General features: G+C 54.1%; 21 protein-coding genes and 1 tRNA gene. 6 read left to right on the plus strand and 16 right to left on the minus strand.

What is annotated here, in order from left to right:
• The first annotated feature begins 14 nt into the window (after positions 1 to 14).
• A complete protein-coding gene (locus V7028_RS02945) occupies positions 15 to 668 on the plus strand; it encodes a peroxiredoxin (RefSeq protein ID WP_334118616.1) in 654 nt (217 codons plus the stop codon).
• Positions 669 to 674: 6 nt separating this feature from the next.
• Here V7028_RS02945 and V7028_RS02950 read toward each other — a convergent pair whose 3' ends face one another.
• The 8 genes from V7028_RS02950 to pyrF form a co-directional block, all read right to left on the minus strand.
• Complete coding sequence (locus V7028_RS02950; RefSeq protein ID WP_334118617.1) at positions 675 to 2,099, minus strand: hypothetical protein; 1,425 nt, start codon at positions 2,097 to 2,099, stop codon at positions 675 to 677.
• On the minus strand, positions 2,096 to 4,300 hold the full coding sequence (locus V7028_RS02955) for a peptidase M19 (RefSeq protein WP_334118618.1): 2,205 nt from the start codon (positions 4,298 to 4,300) through the stop codon (positions 2,096 to 2,098). Before V7028_RS02955 ends, V7028_RS02950 begins: the two co-directional genes overlap by 4 nt.
• A gap of 136 nt (positions 4,301 to 4,436) precedes the next feature.
• A tRNA-Lys gene (locus V7028_RS02960) sits at positions 4,437 to 4,512 on the minus strand.
• Positions 4,513 to 4,604: 92 nt separating this feature from the next.
• The gene (gene ybeY / locus V7028_RS02965; protein ID WP_334118619.1) at positions 4,605 to 5,102 is read right to left on the minus strand and encodes an rRNA maturation RNase YbeY; all 498 of its coding nucleotides are present in this window, start codon (positions 5,100 to 5,102) and stop codon (positions 4,605 to 4,607) included.
• Positions 5,092 to 6,105: a PhoH family protein gene (locus tag V7028_RS02970; protein WP_334118620.1), complete on the minus strand. Its 1,014-nt coding sequence runs from the start codon at positions 6,103 to 6,105 to the stop codon at positions 5,092 to 5,094. The genes ybeY and V7028_RS02970 overlap by 11 nt, the downstream gene beginning before the upstream one ends.
• 39 nt (positions 6,106 to 6,144) lie before the next feature.
• A complete protein-coding gene (locus V7028_RS02975; protein ID WP_334118621.1) occupies positions 6,145 to 7,602 on the minus strand; it encodes a sensor histidine kinase in 1,458 nt (485 codons plus the stop codon).
• A 13-nt stretch (positions 7,603 to 7,615) separates the two neighbouring features.
• Entirely contained in the window at positions 7,616 to 8,308 is a 693-nt protein-coding gene (locus V7028_RS02980; RefSeq protein WP_334118622.1) for a response regulator transcription factor, read from the minus strand.
• Positions 8,309 to 8,384: 76 nt separating this feature from the next.
• Positions 8,385 to 9,245, minus strand: a complete 861-nt coding sequence (gene pyrF, locus V7028_RS02985; protein ID WP_334118623.1) for an orotidine-5'-phosphate decarboxylase — start codon at positions 9,243 to 9,245, stop codon at positions 8,385 to 8,387.
• Positions 9,246 to 9,361: 116 nt separating this feature from the next.
• On the opposite strand from pyrF, the gene V7028_RS02990 reads away from it, so the two are divergent.
• A complete protein-coding gene (locus V7028_RS02990) occupies positions 9,362 to 10,261 on the plus strand; it encodes a DMT family transporter (RefSeq protein ID WP_334118750.1) in 900 nt (299 codons plus the stop codon).
• A gap of 502 nt (positions 10,262 to 10,763) precedes the next feature.
• Here the strand turns inward: V7028_RS02990 and V7028_RS02995 are convergent.
• Positions 10,764 to 11,288 carry a flavin reductase family protein gene (locus tag V7028_RS02995; protein WP_334118624.1) on the minus strand — a complete coding sequence of 175 codons (525 nt, stop codon included), beginning with the start codon at positions 11,286 to 11,288 and terminating at the stop codon, positions 10,764 to 10,766.
• A gap of 141 nt (positions 11,289 to 11,429) precedes the next feature.
• Here V7028_RS02995 and tgt point away from each other — a divergent pair, with 141 nt between their 5' ends.
• The 3 genes from tgt to V7028_RS03010 all read left to right on the plus strand — a co-directional run bounded on the left by tgt (position 11,430) and on the right by V7028_RS03010 (position 14,781).
• Entirely contained in the window at positions 11,430 to 12,566 is a 1,137-nt protein-coding gene (tgt, locus tag V7028_RS03000; RefSeq protein WP_334118625.1) for a tRNA guanosine(34) transglycosylase Tgt, read from the plus strand.
• Positions 12,567 to 12,706: 140 nt separating this feature from the next.
• Positions 12,707 to 12,967, plus strand: coding sequence for a DUF4212 domain-containing protein (locus tag V7028_RS03005; RefSeq protein ID WP_334118626.1), 261 nt, complete (start codon positions 12,707 to 12,709; stop codon positions 12,965 to 12,967).
• Between the two features lie 11 nt (positions 12,968 to 12,978).
• On the plus strand, positions 12,979 to 14,781 hold the full coding sequence (locus V7028_RS03010; RefSeq protein WP_334118627.1) for a sodium:solute symporter family protein: 1,803 nt from the start codon (positions 12,979 to 12,981) through the stop codon (positions 14,779 to 14,781).
• A 93-nt stretch (positions 14,782 to 14,874) separates the two neighbouring features.
• Here the strand turns inward: V7028_RS03010 and V7028_RS03015 are convergent, their stop codons facing one another.
• Positions 14,875 to 15,321, minus strand: a complete 447-nt coding sequence (locus tag V7028_RS03015; RefSeq protein ID WP_334118628.1) for a YkvA family protein — start codon at positions 15,319 to 15,321, stop codon at positions 14,875 to 14,877.
• Positions 15,322 to 15,354: 33 nt separating this feature from the next.
• Between V7028_RS03015 and V7028_RS03020 the strand changes: the two genes are divergently transcribed.
• Positions 15,355 to 15,882: a hypothetical protein gene (locus tag V7028_RS03020; RefSeq protein ID WP_334118629.1), complete on the plus strand. Its 528-nt coding sequence runs from the start codon at positions 15,355 to 15,357 to the stop codon at positions 15,880 to 15,882.
• 35 nt (positions 15,883 to 15,917) lie between these two features.
• Here the strand turns inward: V7028_RS03020 and V7028_RS03025 are convergent, their stop codons facing one another.
• The 6 genes from V7028_RS03025 to trxA all read right to left on the minus strand — a co-directional run bounded on the left by V7028_RS03025 (position 15,918) and on the right by trxA (position 20,326).
• Positions 15,918 to 16,418 carry a TPM domain-containing protein gene (locus V7028_RS03025; RefSeq protein WP_334118630.1) on the minus strand — a complete coding sequence of 167 codons (501 nt, stop codon included), beginning with the start codon at positions 16,416 to 16,418 and terminating at the stop codon, positions 15,918 to 15,920.
• 2 nt (positions 16,419 to 16,420) lie between these two features.
• Positions 16,421 to 17,272, minus strand: coding sequence for a TPM domain-containing protein (locus V7028_RS03030; protein ID WP_334118631.1), 852 nt, complete (start codon positions 17,270 to 17,272; stop codon positions 16,421 to 16,423).
• Complete coding sequence (locus V7028_RS03035; RefSeq protein ID WP_334118632.1) at positions 17,272 to 17,865, minus strand: LemA family protein; 594 nt, start codon at positions 17,863 to 17,865, stop codon at positions 17,272 to 17,274. Before V7028_RS03035 ends, V7028_RS03030 begins: the two co-directional genes overlap by 1 nt.
• 55 nt (positions 17,866 to 17,920) lie before the next feature.
• A complete protein-coding gene (locus tag V7028_RS03040) occupies positions 17,921 to 18,250 on the minus strand; it encodes a hypothetical protein (protein ID WP_334118633.1) in 330 nt (109 codons plus the stop codon).
• A 365-nt stretch (positions 18,251 to 18,615) separates the two neighbouring features.
• Complete coding sequence (rho, locus tag V7028_RS03045; protein ID WP_334118634.1) at positions 18,616 to 19,872, minus strand: transcription termination factor Rho; 1,257 nt, start codon at positions 19,870 to 19,872, stop codon at positions 18,616 to 18,618.
• Between the two features lie 124 nt (positions 19,873 to 19,996).
• On the minus strand, positions 19,997 to 20,326 hold the full coding sequence (gene trxA, locus V7028_RS03050) for a thioredoxin TrxA (RefSeq protein WP_334118635.1): 330 nt from the start codon (positions 20,324 to 20,326) through the stop codon (positions 19,997 to 19,999).
• Positions 20,327 to 20,431: the final 105 nt, after the last annotated feature.

Raw genomic sequence — 20,431 nt, forward strand, 5'->3', positions numbered from 1 at the left:
TAAAGGAGCGCGAAATGGGTTTGAGAATTAATGACGTGGTACCCAATCTGAGTCTTGAAACCGATCAGGGCAATTTCATGCTGCACGACTTCATTGGCGATAGCTGGACCATTTTGTTCAGTCACCCCAAAGATTTCACGCCAGTGTGTACGACTGAATTTGGCGCTGTGGCCAAATTGAGCGAAGAGTGGAAAAAGCGCGGCACGAAAGTGATAGGTTTGTCGGTGGATGGTGTCGCGGAGCACGAAAAGTGGAAAGGCGACATCGAGAAATTTTCGGGTGCAAACCCATCGTTCCCGATCATCGCCGACAAATCGCTTGAGGTGTCCAAGGCGCTGGACATGTTGCCCGCCAATGCATATTTGCCCGATGGCCGAACCGCTGCGGATTCTGCAAGTGTTCGTGTGGTGTTCATTTTCAGCCCGGACAAAAAAATGCAGTTGTCCATGACCTACCCGATGACAATCGGCCGCAATTTTGCCGAGGTGTTGCGTGCGCTGGACGCGCTGCAAGCCACTTGGGGGAAACCGATAGCCACCCCGGCCAACTGGACCCCTGGTGAAGATGTGATTGTGGCTTTGTCACTGAATGACGAACAAGCCAAGGCCAAGTACGGCAACATTGACATCAAACTGCCATACCTGCGAACCACGAAATTGCCGGGTTAATTTTCCTTAGCCTTGCAGTGGTTGCGCAAGCACCCACAGCCCCAGGCTGGTGAACACCACCATCAACACCAGCATGGGCAACTGGCTTAGTGTGGCGCGCCCGGTGGTGCGTTCAAGTTTCAACGCCTCTTGATGGGCAAGCCACACGGCAGCAATGTGACCCATCAAAATCAGAATGACCTGGCTGCTCCAGATGTTGGCCATGTCGGGCAACCAGGGCAGCCTTCCTGTGATGGCCGTGCCAAACACATTCCAGCCCCTGCCGAAGGGATCCGACACCAAGCCCCGAATTTTTAACCCCTGGCTGAACAGCACGGTGTAGTAGTGGGTCACGTGGTACACCACGGCAATGGGCACCAGGCTGGGCAGGTAATGGCGCATCAACAGGCCCATGCTTTGCCCGCCGCCTGTGATTAAACGCCCCAGCGCCAGAAACGCCATAAACAACAGCAGGTAAAACAGTGGCGAAACAATCAACAGCACAATTTCCCACACCACAAAAAACGGGCGCACCTGCGGATAAATTTTCAAGGGGTGTTGGCCAAAGGCAGTGGTTAAAATGCCGAACGGGTCTTGCCAGAAAAGATTGAAATACAGCTGCGTTTCGCGAAGGCCATCAAAAGCGGTGGACGACAACAAAAACAGCACGAACATGCATTGCGCCGGGTGCCACAAGCGCAGGCGGCGCAGGTCTGAAAACGGCAGGGTAATTCGCCAGCGGTAGTGGCCATCGGCACACGCCATTCTGCGCAACGGCGCGCAAGCCGCAAAAATTCTAAACAGCACAGCAAAGGGTTCGCCACGCTGCAACCAGCGGCGCGTGCCCCACAACACCATGCCACCCAGATTTAGCACAGCAAGCGCAATCAACAGCAAGGCAAGCTTGCGCGGCGTGCTGTGAAAAAACAGTTCCACCGCCACCAGCGTTGCAAGTTGAAGCAGTGCTGGCCAATGGCCCAGCCAGCGCGGGTAGCGGAACAGCCCTGCCCAATTTTTTGGCAACAGAAAACGCCAGGGGTGTTGGTGCTTGTACCAATCACCAATCAACATGGCGCTGTAGGCCCCGCCCAGCATGAACACGATCCAGAAAAAGGTCATGTTGAAATTGCGGTGGCTGTCGTTGCTGCCCAGCAGGCCGGTAAGCACACAAAACACCAGTGCGACCAGCCAGATCAGGGAGCCGCTTGCGCGTGCAACATTCACCCAGGCACCGGGCCACGCCGGAAATGGCAGTTGCCGATGCGCATGCAGGTGCGTGGAATATCGACCTGCAACGGCCAGCAAAAGAAATGACAATACCAGTGCCGCAACCGAACCCAGAATATACAGCCCGTAGGGCATGGGCAATTGCACCGGTTCACCGAATGCGTGCGCCCATGCCGATGCAGGTGCTGCCAGCAGCAGCCCTGCACCCGTCAAAACATATTTCATTTCGGGTTGTTTCGGTAGTACACGTTTTCCCACATCTGCACGTAAACTTCGGCGCTGTTGTACAGCGCATCCAGCGCTTCACCGCCGCCTTCCAGCCGAACTTCTTCAACAAAGTCGGCCACCAGGCCGTAATGGGCCATGCCCACTTCGTCGATGTGCCAGAACTTGCCGCTTTCCGGAATGGTTAGCAGGTTTACTTTCATGGGTGGAAGTGATTGGTAGCGCGAACCCCAGTCGTCGCCCCTGAACAGGGTGAATGGATATTGCACAGGTTCGCTGTCGCCGCCGCGTGGGCCGGGGTGCCCACCAAAGCCATTTGCATCTGCCCCGTAGCCCAGGCCCAATACTGAATCGTTTACACCGGCTTTGTTGCGCCAGAACTTCAGCTTCTCAAGAAATTCCACGTGCTTGATGCCGTTGCCCTTGTAGGGGTAAATCACGCCACCGTGTTTCAGCATGCGAATGGCCTGGTCGCTGGTCAAGCCGCCATGTGCGTCGTGTGACGAAGCCATGGGGTAGGGCGGGTTCATGGTTTCCGCCAGATTCAGCATCAGGTCTTTGCTGTGGTAGGCAGCGTGGTCAATGTCGATGACGAAGCCTTTTTCCATCAATGCTTTCAACGCATACATGCCCAGGTCTGTCACGGTGCGCGCATTGCAGCGTTTGCCATCGGGGTACAAAGGCGTGACGCCACCCACGGCTTCCAGCAGCATTTTGGTCAATGCATTGCTGCTGCTACCGGGGACGGCGGTGGTCATGTTGGTACCGGGCTCACGAACCGAAGGCTCGTTGGCGGGGAATTCGCGGCATTCGGTGGTTTTCCAGAAGCTGCCTGTGTCGAGGAAGTTCAGGAAGTTGATCACGTCGCCACTGAAAATACCGGCACCGCCCAGCGAGCTGTCAATGTCATGGAAGGGGTACACATGGCGTGCGCCAAGCGCCCACAGTTTTTCGATTTCCTGATCAATCTGGGTTTGGTCGCATTTGCGCACTTCACTGCCATCGGGCAAAAACGTAACGCCGCAGTTAAATACTTGCGCCACTTCGATGCCAAGCACAACCGCCAGTTTGCCTTCGTTTGCCACTTGCCGTGCTTCGGCAGGTGATTTGACGATTCGGTACCAGCCTTTGCCCGGGCCGCCGAATTGCGCGTCAATGTAGTCTTGCACGTCGTAAAGGTATTCCACCTGTTTGGTGGCCACGCTCATGTCGTCGCAGTCTGCTTCAGGCTTGCCCGCATAGGTTTGACCCACGCGGCACAGCGACGCAATGTTGGTGCCGTGGTTCACCATCACGCGCAAACCTGCACGCCAGGCGCGTTCAACCCAGGCGTGGTACATCACCTGGTGGGTCAGGAAGTTGCGGCGTGGCCAGTCCGCAAAGGTGGGCCACCCTTGTGTTTGGTGGGTGCCAGTGGGGTTGGTTTCCAGAATGTTGTTGGCGTCGCGAATGCCATTGGGGCCGTGAAATGCCTCACAGTTGTCCAGCGCATGCGGAATACCGAAGCGGTGAACCACCTCACCGTACAGCACACCACCGGCCGAGGGGCCTACATCGCCAGCCAGCGACATTTCACTGGACATGCCCATGTGTGTGTGGGTGTCCGCAAAGCCGATGATGGGCTGCGTTTCACCACGCCCGGTGTAGGGCGTGCCTTCCATGCCGGTGGGCATTTCGGGGTAGGGGGTGCAATCGCTGTCGGGCATTAATTTGAATTGCGTGCGCTCGTTGCTGGCGGTGGCAAGCACCAGGCCGCTGTTTTCATCCAGTGCCAGGAAGCGGCCTGCTGAATCGGTGAAACCGAACAACTGGCCCTGCTTGTCAAAGCTTGCGTTCCACACACCGGCATCGGTGGGTTCTGCGCTGGGCACTACGATGTCGCCTTGAACAGTGACCATTTGCCGGTCGCTGCCGTAAATCAGGTACTTACCCAATTCGGTGGGGCGCAAGGTAAAGCCTTCTGCCGATGTGGCCGGGCCAGCTGCGTAGCGTGCCGAAGCGGGTTGCACAAACTGGCGGCTGAAAGCCGATTGCAATCCGAAGCAGCCATTCGCGATGGAGAACTGCGACAACTGCGTGGCCTCTGAAGCGGAGACCGGCTGTGCTGTGGCGCTGTTGCCGCTAACGGTCGTTTCTTCCGTGGCGTTGCACGCCGCCAAAAGAGCCAAAACGCCAATGGCCAGAATTTTTCTTGTTTTCATCAGGCAAGCCCCGCAGATTTTAATGGTGGTGTTCTAGTACCAAGCGGGGGTGCAATTCAGATGTGTTTGTGACAGGAAGTTTGAGCGCAATGTAAAAAGCCCGACACTTCTGCGGTGTCGGGCTTTTTGTATTTTGTGGTGGGTCGTGCGAGATTCGAACTCACGACCAAAGGATTAAAAGTCCTCTGCTCTACCAGCTGAGCTAACGACCCACATTTCGCTGTCAGGCTTTCGCCCTCAACCGAAGACCGCGATTATGGCCAAGTTTTCAAAAGTGGTCAAGCCCTGATGCTGCAAAAAGCCACTATTTTTTGGTCGAAGTAACGTAAGGGTTTGAAATCTTGAAGCGTTTTAAAATTTCGATTTCGCGGTTTTCCATCAATTCAGCCTGATTGTCGCTTTCATGCACATAGCCTTGAGCATGCAGGCAACCGTGAATTACCAAGTGGGCCAGGTGTTCAACCGGGTCTTTGTGCTGTTCGATGGCTTCACGTTCAACCACAGCAGGGCAAATCACAATGTCGGCCATGAACACCGGCAGGCCCGAATTGGCGCCCAGGTCGGGCATGTCCATGGGGAAGGTCAGCACATTGGTGGCGTAGTCTTTGTCGCGGAAGTCGCGGTTTAGTTGTCGGCCTTCGTCTTCACCGACAAAGCGAATGGTTATTTCAGCGCGGTCCATGAAGCAGGCTTTGGCCCAACGGCGTATGCGGCTGTTGTCCACTTCCGAGAAGGGCGGGTGGTCTGCGTGCATGGCCCACTGAATGGCCACGCTGACGGTGGTGCGCGCTTTATTCGTCATCGGTGTCTGTTGTGTTGGTTCGTTCGGGGTTGTGGAATCGTTCGTAGGCTTCAACAATGCGTGCCACCAGTGGGTGGCGAACCACGTCTGCGCTGGTGAAGTAGGTCATTGCAATTCCTTTCACGTTGCGCAATACATGTTGGGTTTGTACCAGCCCGCTTTGTTGGCCCCGTGGCAGGTCGATCTGGGTTACGTCGCCGGTAATCACGGCCTTGCTGCCAAAACCAATGCGGGTCAGAAACATTTTCATTTGCTCGGGTGTGGTGTTTTGCGCTTCGTCCAGAATCACAAACGCATGGCTTAGCGTGCGGCCGCGCATGTAGGCCAGCGGCGCAATTTCAATCACATTGCGCTCGAACCATTTCTGCACGCGGTCATAACCGGCCAAGTCGTACAAGGCATCGTACAGGGGGCGCAGGTAGGGGTCTACTTTCTGGTTTAGGTCACCTGGCAGAAAGCCCAGGCGTTCGCCAGCCTCCACGGCGGGGCGTGTCAGAATGATGCGCTTCACGCTGTCGCGTTCAAGTGCGTCCACGGCGCATGCCACGGCCAAATAGGTTTTTCCGGTACCGGCAGGGCCAATGCCAAAAGTCAGGTCATGTTCCATCACCGACTTCAGGTAATCCTTCTGGCGCTCGGTGCGTGGTTGCAGATCCCCTTTCTTTGTTCGCAGCACCACGGGCTCGTCGGCCCCCGTGATCGTCGGAATTTCTTTTCTTGGGCTGGCCACGGCGTTGGTGTTTTTCAGTTCAACCAGCGCCAGTTGAATTTCGTCGGCGGTCACCGGTTTGTCACTTTTTTCAAAAAAGTGGTTGATCAGGATGAATGCCTGTTTTGCATTTTCCTTGTCGCCCGCTACGCTCAGTGTGTTGTTGCGGCGTGAAATTTTTACTTGCAAGGCCGCTTCAATTTGTCGCAGGTTGGCATCCACGGGGCCGCACAGATTGGCCAGTTTGTGGTTGTCGTCTTCGGGGGCTTGCCATTCACTGCCTTTTGATCTCATTGGGTGCTTCTTGAAAAGTTAAGTGTCTATTTTAAGCAATCAGTCTTCCAGCTGCCGGTGGCGCGGCGGGAAACTGACACGCATCAGGGTGCCGGGCCGGTCAGGGTGGGCAGATTTCGGGTTGTCGTGAATGTTTACGTTGGCATGGTGTTGTTGTGCTGTTTCCAGCACAATGGCCAGCCCAAGGCCCGAGCCATCTTCACTGGTGCCCAGCACACGGTAAAAACGGTCGAATACCAGGTTGCGTTCGCCGGCAGGTATGCCCGGGCCGTCGTCTTCCACTTCCAGCACAATGGCCTCGCGCTGCGGGCTGTCGTCCACACGCACTGTCACGCAGCCTTCTTCCGGGGTGTAGCGCAAGGCATTTTCCACCAGGTTTTTCAGCATCTCGGTCAGCATCAGGGTTTGGCCGTTCACGTACACCGGGTGGTCGGGCACTTCCACGCCCAGGTCGATGTGTTTGTTCATGGCTTCTGGCACAAAGTCGCGGGTTACCGTGCGTGCAATGTGGGTCAAATCAAGTTTTTCAAATTGCAGCACGGAAGGTGCTTCGGTTCGCGCCAGCGCAAGCAGTTGGTTTACCAGGCGTGTGGATCGTTCAGTGCCCACTTTCAGGCGGCGCAGGCTTCGTAGTTTGGCCGCTTCATCGGTTTCGTCGCTGAGCAGTTCAACCTGCATGCGCAGGCCAGCCAGCGGTGTTTTTAATTGGTGTGCTGCATCGGCGACAAAGCGTTTTTGCGTGTCGATGGTTTGCTCCAGCCGTTCCAGTTGTTCGTTCAATGCGGTAATGACTGGCAACAGTTCTTCGGGTGTGTCTTTGGTTTGCAGGGCGCTTAAATCGTCTGGCTTGCGGGTGCGAATAATTTCGAGCAAGGTGTTCAAAGGTGCAATGCCTCGCGACAAGCCAAACCACACCAGCAACACGGCCAACGGCAGGATCACGAACTGCGGCAAAATTACACCCTTGATGATTTCATTGGCCAGGCTGTCGCGCTTGCCCAGGGTTTCCGCAATCTGAATCAGCATGAAACGGTTTTCACCCGCAGCGGGCAGTTCAATCCACAAATGGCCTGCGCGGAAATCTTCGCCGTTCACCACAATGTCTCGAAAATTCACCACGCCAATTTGCCGGGCCTCGCGTTGCGGAATGGGCAGGGTGCGTTCGTCGCCCAACAGGAATTCGCCGGTTTTGCCGACAATTTGCAAACGCAACTGGTCGGTGCCATCGGCCAGTAAAATTTCAATGGCTTCTTTGGGAATTTCAAATTGACCGGTGGGGGATTGGGCCGCAACTTCTTGGGCCAAGGCGGTAATTTTGTCGTCAAGAATGTGATCGAAGGGATCGTTGGCGATCGATTTGGCCACCAGATAAGTAACGCCAATGCTCATGGGCCACAGTATCAGCAACGGGGCCAGCATCCAGTCCAGAATTTCACCGAACAGTGACCGGCGTTGATTGCGGCCCGATGCAAGCGGGTTGCGTTTGTACCAAGCCAATCAGGCACCTGCTCTATGCATTGGGAGTGCTTTCTTTCTCGGTGTACTTTTCAAGGCAATAACCCAGGCCACGCACTGTGGCAATTCGAACACCGTTGACTTCAATTTTTTTGCGCAGGCGGTGAATGTACACCTCAATGGCGTTGTTGCTCACCTCTTCGCCCCATTCGCACAAGTGGTCTACAAATTGATCCTTGCTGACCAGGCGGCCAACGCGCTGAAGCAACACTTCCAGCAGGCCCACTTCACGGGCAGAAAGGTCAAGCATGTCTTCATTGATGTAGGCAATGCGCCCTACCTGGTCAAAGGTTAAGGGTCCGTGTTTCCAAATGCTTGCGCCACCACCCGTGCCACGGCGTGCCAGTGCACGCACGCGGGCTTCGAGTTCTTTCAGGTCGAAGGGTTTGGCCATGTAATCGTCGGCACCTGCATCAAGCCCCTGTACGCGTTGCTCAACACTGTCAGCAGCCGTCAGAATAAGCACGGGCATGTTGTTGTTGCGGGCACGCAGGCGGCGAAGCACCTCAAGGCCACTCATCTTGGGCAGGCCCAGGTCGAGTATCAGAATATCGTAATTCATGGTGGTCAACGCTGTATCGGCGTCGCTGCCCTTGAACATGCAGTCCACTGCATAACCGGCTTGCCGCAGTGATTGCGACAAACCTTCGGACAACAAGCTGTCGTCCTCGGCCAGAAGTATTTTCATCCCGTGTCTCCCCAGTACAGGCCGGCCGGTTTGGCTCTTTTTACCTGAACATGAATGGTGTTGTATTGCTTTGATTTTAGCCTGAAAGTGCAGCGGCTTTCGCAGTGTGTATGGCGTCACGGGTGTTTCGGGCTTCAAGCGCGGCGGCGCTTGCAAAATCGGCCTTGTTGCTGGCGTACAAAATGGCGCGCGATGAATTGATCAACAAGCCCCATCCTTGGCTGCACAGCCCATTCTTCACAGTATTCGGCAGGTCGCCGCCTTGGGCGCCAATGCCGGGTACTAGCAGGGGTGCGTCGCCCACAATGCTGCGCACAGTGCGAATTTCTTCCGGGTAGGTTGCGCCCACCACAAGGCCCACTTGCTGGTGCGGATTCCATGTGGTGGTGGCCAGTTTGGCGACTGTTTGGTAAAGCGGCTCGCTTTTTTCTGTGTTTAAAAATTGCAGGTCGTTGCCACCGGGGTTGGACGTGCGGCACAGTAGAAACAGGCCGCGATCAGCATACGCATGGTAGGGCTCGACGGAATCGCTGCCCATGTAGGGGCTTAGCGTGACACTGTCGGCTTTATAGCGCTCGAATGCTTCAATGGCGTATTGCTTGGCGGTGGCGCCAATGTCGCCGCGCTTGGCATCCAGAATGGTGGTGGCGTGCGGGGCAATTTCATTGGCATACGCCAGAATGTTTTCCAGCGCTGCTTCAGCACGGTTGGCTGCAAAGTAGGCAATTTGGGGTTTGAATGAACACGCGAATTCGGCGGTGGCCTTGATGATTTCCATGCAGAAGCGTTCAATTTCCGCAGGGCTGCTGCCGTAGCCTTCCGGCATGCGGAAAATGTCGGGATCCAGGCCCACACACAACATGGAATTACTGTATTGCCAACTGTGCGCAAGGCGTTGCGGGAAGGTGTTGAATTCGGAAAAACGGTGGCTGGCCATTGCGCAATTGAACTGTTGGAAGTGGCCTTATTGTACAGGATCAGGGCAAGCCCCTAGGGGCAATTGCAGGTGGATGCACTACACTGGGGCGCTTGACTGAACGATCATTCACTTTCGTGCCTGCTGCAAAATTATCCTTACCGCAAATCCAGTTACTCCTTGGCATTACTGCCATTTGGGGCATGAACTGGCCTGTGATGAAGTATGCGGTGACCCAATACCCACCCCTGCATTTCCGCACCCTGTGCATGGTGTTCGGCATGGTGGCCATGTGGTTTGTGGCCCGGCAAATGAAGGTGTCGCTGAAGGTGCCGCGTGAGTTGTGGGGCAGGCTGGCGCTGCTGTGTATTCCCAACATGATTGGTTGGCACGTGTTCTGTATTCTGGCGGTGAAAGAATTGAGTTCGGGCCGTGCTGCCATTTTGGGTTACACCATGCCGGTGTGGGCGGTGCTCTCGGGCCTGATGTTCGCGCACCCGGTGGGGCGGCGTGGCTGGGTGGGCCTAAGCCTGGCCATGGTGGCTGCCATGCTGTTGCTATCTTCTGAATTTGCAGCCATTGCCGGCAGCCCGCTTGGGGTGGTGCTGATGTTGATTGCTGCGGCGAGTTGGGGTTTTGGCACCACATTGATTCGACACTACCCGTTGAAATTGCATGCGCTTGCGTTCACGCACGCCATGATGCCGCCGACCATCATTGCCATGGGCCTTGTCGGGTTGTGGTTTGAAGGCACCGATGTGGGCTTGCCGCAAGGTTGGTCGCAGTGGTGGCCAATTTTTTACAACGCGCTGGGTGTGTTTGCATTTTGTCAGGTGGCCTGGTTCAGCTTGGCCAAATCATTGCCACCGGTGGTGTCCAGTTTGTCGATCATGATCATTCCGGTGGTGGGTGTAATGTCGGGCAGTTTCTTTTTGGGTGAAGTGCCGCAGTGGCCCGACTTCGCGGCGCTGGTACTGATACTTGGGGCGATGGCGGTGATTTTGGTGCCAAGGCGCAAGAAAGTTGCGTTGATTTGAGGCGTTGGTTGCCCGATTCCGCAATGAAAAACGCTCTGATTCATGATCTGAACTTGAAGTGTCACAGCTGACCGAAAACTTGGCATATCAACTTTGCTGCTGGTGTCGCACTAAGCCAATCCCTCCAAAACACACGGTCGGGCTTGGCTTTCGCTGGTCGCGACCGTTTGACCCTGCGCGCAAAGTCGGCAAGTTTTCTGACTTGTCAGGCTGCGACAACTTTCAAGTTCAGCTCTGAGTCACCGGCGCTTGCGCATCTCCACGACTGCGCATCTCACTGCTGGATTCAAAGCCCAATCGGCAGCGATGTTCCAATCGCTTCGCCTTCAAGAAAACCTGCCCGTTTGAGTTCACACGCCACGGTCGGCGATCAGCCGGCAACCCGCGCGACCTTCAGTTGTGTCGAGCGGGTTGAGTCAGTGTTAACTTCAAAAAGGGATCAACAGGTTTTCAGGCGAATGATTGGGACTCGCGACGAGTGGGCTAATAAACCAGCTGCCGATCAGTTCCGGAAGTACTTCCGTGACCTATACACCAGCGCCTCGCCTTCCCGAAAGTCGCAGCGCAGCACCTCGCCCACCATAATGAAATGATCGCCTTCATCGTGGCGGTTGCGTACCTTGCACTCAAAATGCGCCAAGGCCTTGGGTATCAGCGGTGCACCACCCAAACCTTCAATCACTTCCAGGCCCGCAAAACGATCGCCTTTGAACGTAGAAAAGTGATGCGACAGTTCTTCCTGGTCGGCCGACAGCACGCTGACACCGTAATGCGTGGCCACGGCGAATGCATCGTGGCTGCTGGCTTTTTTGGACAAACTCCACAGCACCAAGGGCGGGTGCAGGGAAACCGAGTTGAAGGAGTTCGCGGTAACACCCACGTACTTGCCTTCGGCATTTTTTGTGGTGATGATGGTGATACCAGTGGCAAACTGGGCCAGCGCTTGCCGAAACAGATGCGCATCCAGTTCGGCATCGCCTTCGCGTTTCTCGGCGCGAATGAATTCGGGTTTTGCAGGTGATTGCATGGGGGTACTTCTTTTGTATCGAATGGGCCCATTGTGCCAAACAAGTGCCCGAATTGCTGGAATCGGCACTCAAATCGTGGTTTTCAGGTCCATGTGCTTGAAATGATTTAAAATACCGCCAATTCTAAAAAGGTATTTTCCTTGAGCGCATTGTCTTTCACACTCAAAACCACCTCAGGCCAAGCCCGTCGAGGTGAAATCACCACGGCACATGGTGTCATTCAAACCCCGATTTTTATGCCGGTGGGCACTTATGGCACCGTGAAGGGCATGACACCACGCGATCTCACTGAAATCAATGCCCAAATTATTTTGGGCAACACCTTTCATTTGTGGATGCGGCCTGGCCTGGACATCATGGAAAAATTTGGTGGCCTGCACCAGTTCATGGGCTGGGAAGGTCCAGTTTTGACCGATTCAGGCGGCTTTCAAGTGTTCAGCCTTGGGGCCATGCGCAAAATCAAGGAAGAGGGTGTGCACTTTCGCAGCCCAGTGAATGGCGACAAATTATTCCTCACGCCCGAGGAAAGCATGCGCATTCAAACCGTGCTGAATTCCGACATTGTGATGATTTTCGATGAGTGTACGCCGTACCCCGCTACCCACACCGAGGCGCGCTTGTCCATGGAAATGTCCATGCGCTGGGCGCGCCGTTCGCGCGATTCATTCGATGCGCTGGGCAACAACAACGGTTTGTTTGGCATTGTGCAAGGCGGCATGTACGAAGACCTGCGTGATATTTCGCTGCAAGGTCTGGAAGAAATAGGCTTTGACGGATATGCCATTGGTGGTTTGTCCGTGGGTGAGCCGAAAGACGACATGCAACGCATTTTGGCGCACACGGCCCCCAAGCTTCCGCAAAACAAGCCGCGTTACCTGATGGGCGTGGGCACGCCCGAAGATTTGGTGAATGCGGTGGGGCAGGGCATCGACATGTTTGATTGTGTAATGCCCACTCGCAATGCACGCAATGGATGGCTGTTTACACGCACTGGCGACATTCGCATTCGCAATGCCAAATTTCGCAACGATGAAAGTCCGCTTGATACCACCTGCACTTGTTACACCTGCAAGAATTTCTCGCGCGCGTATTTGCATCACCTGGACCGCAGCAAGGAAATTCTGGGTGCGCATTTGAACACCATGCACAACCTGCACTACTACCTGGAATTGATGCGTGAAATGCGCGAAGCGATCGAACAAGGTCGCTTCGAAGAGTTTACAAAAGAATTCACCGTGTTGCGTGGTCTGCAGAGCGCCCAGAAGTCCACTGTTTGAAGCTGAACCAAGGTATCTGTACCGCTTTCAGTTTGGCGTAAGTTTTCGCTCTGATACTCGGATGCAAGCCTGGGCTGGGAGGGATGTGACTTCGTATTCCTTGCCTGCGGTTAACAACAACCTTAAAAAGGAGACAAGCGATGAGCAACCCAAATGGCGGTGATGCCTACTGGAAAGCGACAATCAGCCTGTTGACCAAAATCATGATCGTGTGGTTTCTGGTTTCTTACGGCGCTGGTATTTTGTTTGTTGAGCAACTCAATCAATTCAGCATCGGTGGTTATCCACTGGGCTTCTGGTTTGCCCAACAAGGTTCTATTTACGTATTCATTGTTCTCATTTTCTACTATGCGAAGAAAATGGGTCAGATTGACCGCGAACACGACGTCCACGAAAACTAAGGAGATTGCTAATGGATTTGCAAACAATCACCTACGTCATCGTGGGTTTGAGTTTCTCGCTGTACCTCGGTATTGCGTTCTGGGCTCGTGCGGGCAGCACGGGTGAATTTTATGTGGCTGGCGGTGGTGTACACCCCGTGGCCAACGGCATGGCGACTGCGGCGGACTGGATGTCGGCCGCTTCGTTCATTTCAATGGCTGGTTTGATTGCCAACATGGGTTACGGTGGTTCTGTATTCCTGATGGGCTGGACCGGTGGTTATGTGTTGCTGGCGATGTTGCTGGCCCCTTATTTGCGCAAGTTCGGCAAGTTCACGGTGCCCCAGTTCATTGGTGATCGTTACTACTCCAACACAGCCCGAACAGTGGCCGTGATCTGTTTGCTGGTTGCTTCCATTACTTACGTAATTGGACAGATGACCGGTGTGGGTGTGGCTTTCTCCCGATTCCTGGGTGTGTCTGCTGAGGTGGGTATTTACGTGGGTATGGGCATTGTGTTCATGTACGCTGTGTTTGGCGGCATGAAGGGCATTACTTACACGCAGATTGCGCAGTACGTCGTGCTGATTTTCGCCTACACCATTCCTGCTATCTTTATTTCACTGAACCTGACTGGCAACCCCTTGCCACAACTGGGTCTGGGTTCCGACATGCTGGCCAACGGCCAACCCATGCTGGCCACCTTGGACAAAGTGGTGACCGACCTTGGTTTCAGCACCTACACCACCACACCGGCGGGTAGCTATCTGAACACTTTCTTCTACACCATCAGTTTGATGATTGGTACTGCGGGTCTGCCCCACGTGATCATTCGTTTCTTCACTGTACCTACAGTGAAAGACGCACGTTCATCGGCTGGCTGGGCGCTGGTATTCATTGCAATTCTGTACACCACAGCACCCGCAGTTGGCGCGATGGCCCGTTACAACCTGCATGCCACAGTCAACACCAATGTGGTCACAGGCGGTGACTTGTTTGCACCTGAAGCACAGTTGCCAAACGACCAGAAACCCGCATGGATGGGACGTTGGGAAACCACAGGTCTGTTGAAGTTTGACGACAAGAACGGCGATGGTCGCATTCAATACTACAACGATGCCTCCAAAAACCCAGAGTTCCTTGCCAAGGCTGAGGCTGCTGGCTGGAAGGGCAGTGAAATGACAGTGAATGCCGACATTATGGTATTGGCAAACCCTGAAATTGCATTGTTGCCCAACTGGGTCATTGCCTTGGTGGCTGCCGGTGGTTTGGCTGCCGCCTTGTCCACAGCTGCTGGTTTGTTGTTGGCGATTTCGTCTGCCGTGTCGCATGACTTGATCAAGGGTGTGTTTAATCCTGGTATTTCTGAAAAGAACGAATTGCTGGCTGGTAAAATTTCCATGGCCGGTGCGATTGTTCTGGCCGGTTACCTGGGCTTGAATCCTCCGGGCTTTGCGGCAGGTACTGTGGCTTTGGCCTTCGGTATTGCAGCATCTTCACTGTTCCCTGTGATCATGATGGGCATCTTCTCCAAGAAGATGAACTCCACAGGCGCAATCGTGGGCATGTTGACTGGTTTGGGCGTGACCCTGTTCTATGTGTTCGCACACAAAGGCATCTTGTTCATCAAAGGCACCGAGTACGTTGAACTGGTGGGCGGCACCAACGGCTTCTTCGGCATTACGCCAGAAGCCTTCGGTACGGTTGGCGCAATCGCCAACTTCCTGATTGCCTACATGGTCAGCAAGGTGACAGCACCACCGCCTGAGCACATTCAGCACTTGGTTGAAGATGTTCGTACCCCACGTGGTGCGGGTGTTGCAACCGGTCACTGATTGACTGTTCAACAATAACTACTGCTTCATCGAAAAGCAGGGCTTGAGAAGTTTGAAAGCCCGGTGAGAAATCACCGGGCTTTTTTATTTTTCTCAGAAGAATGTGGCAATGTTTGAAAATTGCGCCTGAACCCATGGGTGGCTTCCCAGCGCCGCAATCAACAACATGGCCAGCAACAACAGGCCAAAAGGTTTTAGTACACTGCTTCTGACCACTGCTGGGTGCTTGCTGGTGGTATTGTTTGTTGTTCCTGTGTTGTCGGGTTGTGTCATCGGAAGGCTGTTTTTAACTTTCTCCGGAATCACTTTGCCCAAAAACCACATGGCACCGCTGACCACGACCAGGTCGTCGGTAATACCGAGCAGCACCAGAAAGTCGGGGATCAGGTCAATCGGGCTGAACAGGTAAACCACCACGGCCAGCATGATGCCTTTGATCCATTTTGGTGTGTCGGCATGCCGAAAGGCATGCCACATCAGGCGACCATGGTTTTTAAGTGCCTTGAGTTTTGTCAGTATCGGAAAGAAACGTGTGAACATGCGCAGCACCCAACTACAAAAAGAGGAATCATTGTGACCCAAGCACCCTTGATGATCCAGCGTTCATGTCGCATTCCCGTGCCATTGGCCGATTGTTTTGCCCTGTACACACGATTAAGGGCGAATGAGTACATTCACAGTGACTCGGTGATTGCCCCAATTACCAACATAGAAATGATTCAGGGTAAGTTGTTCAATGAGGTCGGTGATATTCAACGCATCACCTTCAAGGGTGGCGCGGTAATTGATGAAGAATTACTGGCCTTTGTGCCCAACAGGCAATTTGTTTATCGGGGCACCGGCTTTAGCCAACCTATGTTGAGCTGGCTTGATCACGCCAAGGGATCTTTTGAATTTGAGAAAGACGGCGAAGATGCCACCTTGGTGACTTGGCGCTACCTGTTTTATTTGAAGCCAGGCTTGGCAACAGCGGCCAAACGGATTGTGTTCAAGGCAGGCATGGTGGATTTGATCTGGAACCGGATGATGACAAAAACCCTGGTGAATCTGACCCAGATCATCACGCTGCGTGCCATGCATCCAGGAAGAAAATCAGTCTGATTTTTTCGTATCAAGGCGCTTGGCAGGTTCGTGGCTTAAGCAATGATCACCGGGGTGTCGGGAAGCTCGTTCTTGCCGCCCCCATCGTGCGGAAAGTGTTCAATTAGCTTGTTGTTTACCGCCGCAATACACGCCTTCACGCCTTCTTCGTAGTGCCCCTGCGCAAACGCGGCTTCAATGGCTTGGCATAATTCTTCCCAGTACCGGCTGTCCACTTTGGCGTGAATGCCGCGATCGGCGACAATTTCAATGGCGTGGTCGGCCAGCAGAACATAAATCAGCACGCCGTTGTTCAGTTCGGTGTCCCACACATGCAATTCGCTGAACACCTCGATGGCGCGTTGTCGAGGCGTTTCCCTGTCGAGCAGCGCCTGCAATTCCAAAGCGCTTTCCACGGCAAAACGAATTTCTCCGCTGTGCTGTGTTTCGCTGGCTTGAATGGAATGCGCAATGTGTTCAAGGTGTGTGCGCGTGAAAATTTTGCGCACGTGCCGCTCCGTGGTCATCAGGTGTTTCAGAATGCGTTTGAAATCCATGCCTACCACCTTCCCGAAGCGCCGCCGCCACCAAAGCCACCCCCTCCACCGCTGAAGCCACCGCCACCGCCACGCCCGGAGCCAAAGCCACCGCGCCCGCCAATCATGCCACCGGCGTTGCCAAACAGGGTCAGAAATGCTGCCACCACGGCAGCCAGAATGGCGATGATTATTGTGCCTGCAAACAGCCAGGCCACCACAAACACCACACCACCTGTGGCCAGTGCCGCCGGAAGTTTGCCAATTGCTTTGCGCAAAAAACCACCCAGAAACAGTGCAAGCATCAACACCACGGGCGCAATGTCTTCAATCGGGTTGCCACCGTTGCTTGTGTTGGCAGGCGAAGGTTCAGGCAGTGGTTCGCCTTCAATCACCCGAATCATTTGATCCACACCAGCCGTCACTCCGCCCACAACGTCGCCCTGGCGAAACTGCGGAATGATAATTTCTTCAATGATGCGTTTGGATGTGATGTCAGTCAGCGCACCCTCCAGGCCGTAACCCACCTCGATGCGAAGCGCTCGGTCTTGCAAAGCCACCACCAGAATTGCGCCGTCGTCGACGCCTTTGCGACCAATTTTCCAGCTTTCAGCCACGCGCAGCGCGTACTGCTCAATGGGTTCCGGTTGCGTGGTTTGCACCAGCAGCACGGCAATTTGACTGCCTTTGGCGGCTTCAAATTCCTGCAACTTCTGGATCAAGGCCGCTTGTTGTTCATTGCTTAAGGTGCCTGTGCTGTCGACTACTTGCGCGGTCAATGCAGGCACCGCCACCTCGGCTTTCAGCAAACCCGGGGCAAGCAGAATGATTGCGCACAGGCACAAGCGGACCAAGGTGAGGTGCGTTTTATGCATCACTTGGTGCCGAAGTCGACTGTGGGCGGCTTGGAAATGACTGCTTCGTTTTCAACCGTGAAACTGGGTTTGACGCTGTAACCCATCACCATGGCGGTCAGGTTGCTGGGGAATGAGCGCACTGTCACGTTGTACTCCTGTACCGCCTTGATGTAGCGGTTGCGCGCCACGGCAATGCGGTTTTCTGTGCCTTCCAGTTGAGCCTGCAAGTCGCGGAACGCCTGATTGGCTTTCAGGTTGGGGTAGTTCTCGGTGATCAGCAGCAGGCGAGACAATGCACCTGTCAGTTCGCCCTGGGCCTGCTGAAATTTGTTAAAGGCTTGCGGGTCGTTGATCAGTTCCGGTGTGGCTTGAATCGAGGTGGCCCTCGAGCGTGCTTCAACCACCTGGGTCAATGTTTCCTGCTCGAAATTCGCTTCGGCTTTCACCACATTCACCAGGTTGGGCACCAGGTCTGCACGGCGCTGGTATTGGTTCAGCACTTCAGCCCACGCGGCATTCACCTGTTCATCGGTGGTTTGAAAGGTGTTGTAACCGCAGCCGCTCAATACAAGCGCAGACAGCAAAGTGAAAACAGACAGTACGCGATTCATTCAAACGCTCCTTGGTGGGTGGTTGCTTGATTGTGCCGGTTTTGATTGTGACTAGCTAGTCAGCACGAATATGTATCACTTCTTTTACTTTTTCTGTGTTGTAGAGCACACGCAAACCCACAGTGGTTTGCGCCACTTTGTTGCCACCGCTCAGTATTTGCTGTACCCGAGGATCTTTGGAAACAATCTCAGGAACGTTGTCAGTCGAAGTGCCTTGTTCAAGGTAGATCCATTGGTCCAATGTATTCTTGGGGCATTTGCTGGTCAGTTCAGCCCGGATGTTCTGATCGCCGACAGCGCTTCTGTTGATCCAGAAATAGACATCGCCACGAAGACAATCAATTTGCAGAATATTGTCTGATTCCCATCGCAGCGCAGTGTCCACAATACTGCTTGTTCTCAGGATTGAATTGTCATCTGTAAGCGGGGTCGAGGTATTCTTTTGATGCACATGCAGGCGATATACAAAACCGGTGGTGGCTCCCGCACTTGATTCACTCCAAGTCGCAGCCAGTTCGTTCGAAGGACTGCTGAGGGAGGAAAGTTGAGTCGGGTTGGAAGTGGGGGCTTGGCAGGCACAGAGTGCCAAGCTGACAAGGCATACGAAGTATCTCCTGCTTGGCGTGCCAATCGTTGCACGATTGGGCAAACAGGATTGGTCATTTGGCATTTCAGAGAGTATCCAAAATGCCAAATGTTATTGAATAAACTTGAGAAGTGACAAGGATTACCTCGCTTCACCTCGAAGGATTACTTCTTCATCATCTCGAAGAATTCTGCGTTGTTCTTGGTCTGACGGATTTTGTCCATCAGGAATTCCATCGCAGCAATTTCGTCCATGTCGTGCAGCAGGCGGCGCAGCAGCCAAATCTTCTGAAGCAAATCGGGCTTGATCAGCAGTTCTTCGCGACGTGTGGAAGAACGGTTGATGTTGATGGCAGGGTACACACGCTTTTCCGCCATGCGGCGTTCCATGTGAATTTCCATGTTGCCGGTGCCCTTGAATTCTTCGTAAATCACTTCGTCCATGCGGCTGCCGGTGTCAACCAGTGCCGTGGCGATGATGGTCAGTGATCCGCCTTCTTCAATGTTACGGGCCGCGCCGAAGAAACGCTTGGGGCGGTGCAGGGCGTTGGCGTCTACACCACCGGTCAATACCTTGCCTGATGAAGGCACTACGGTGTTGTACGCACGGGCCAGACGGGTAATGGAATCAAGCAGAATCACCACGTCGCGCTTGTGTTCAACCAGGCGCTTGGCTTTCTCGATCACCATTTCAGCCACTTGCACGTGGCGGGTTGCGGGTTCATCGAATGTGGAGGCAATTACTTCGCCACGCACTGAACGCATCATCTCGGTTACTTCTTCCGGGCGCTCGTCGATCAGCAGCACGATCAGGGTGATGTCGGGGTGGTTGGCTGTAATGGCGTGCGCAATATGTTGCAGCATCACTGTTTTACCCGATTTGGGCGGCGCCACCAGCAAGCCACGCTGGCCTTTGCCGATTGGGGCAACCAAGTCGATGATTCGGCCCGTGTTGTTTTCCTCGCCGCGCATCTCGCGTTCCAGCTTCAGGGGCTGGTTTGGGTGCAGTGGTGTCAGGTTTTCAAACAGAATTTTGTGCTTGCTGGCTTCAGGCGCTTCGCCGTTTACCTTGTCAACTTTCACCAGCGCAAAATAACGTTCGCCATCTTTTGGGGTGCGAACTTCGCCTTCAATGCCGTCACCTGTGTGCAGGTTGAAGCGGCGAATCTGGCTGGGGGAAATGTAAATGTCGTCGGGGCTGGCCAGGTAGGATGTTTCCGGCGAGCGCAGAAAGCCAAAGCCATCGGGCAGCACTTCCAGTACACCGTCACCGAAAATCTGTTCGCCGTTCTTGGCGCGTTTTTTCAGAATCGCGAACATCAATTCCTGTTTGCGCATGCGGTTGGCGTTTTCAATTTCAAGGCCGCCAGCCACTTCGAGCAGGGCAGAGACGTGTTGCGTTTTTAGTTCAGATAGATACATGTTTGGCTATTTGTGTAGTTGGCGAATGCCGCGAGGTAAACAGGTTAACGAAGGGTGGGGGTTTTACTGCGGTGAGGGTTTTTTGAAGCCCGGCACCAAGCCGGGCAACTTCGCTAATATTGTATTACAGATGGCTTTCGATAAACGCAGACAACTGAGATTTCGACAAGGCACCCACTTTCGTGGCTACCACAGCACCATTTTTAAACAACATCAGGGTTGGAATGCCGCGAATGCCATATTTGGCAGGCGTGTCGGCATTCTCATCCACATTCATTTTGGCAATTTGCAATTTGCCTTGGTATTCCGTCGACAAATCGTCCAGAATCGGAGCGATCATTTTGCAAGGGCCACACCATTCGGCCCAGTAATCGACAAGCACAGGGCCGTCAGTTTTCAAGACGTCGCCGTCGAAAGATGCGTCACTGACGTGTTTGATCAAGTCACTGCTCATTTAAATCCTCTACTGGGTAAAGTGCTTTGGGGGGGTATTCACAAAGCGCATCCGGGTGGTTAAAGCACACACGCAGACAATGAAAGTTCTTCATTTAAGAAAATG

The sequence above is a fragment of the Limnobacter sp. genome, assembly GCF_036846585.1.
Taxonomy (GTDB): domain Bacteria; phylum Pseudomonadota; class Gammaproteobacteria; order Burkholderiales; family Burkholderiaceae_B; genus Limnobacter.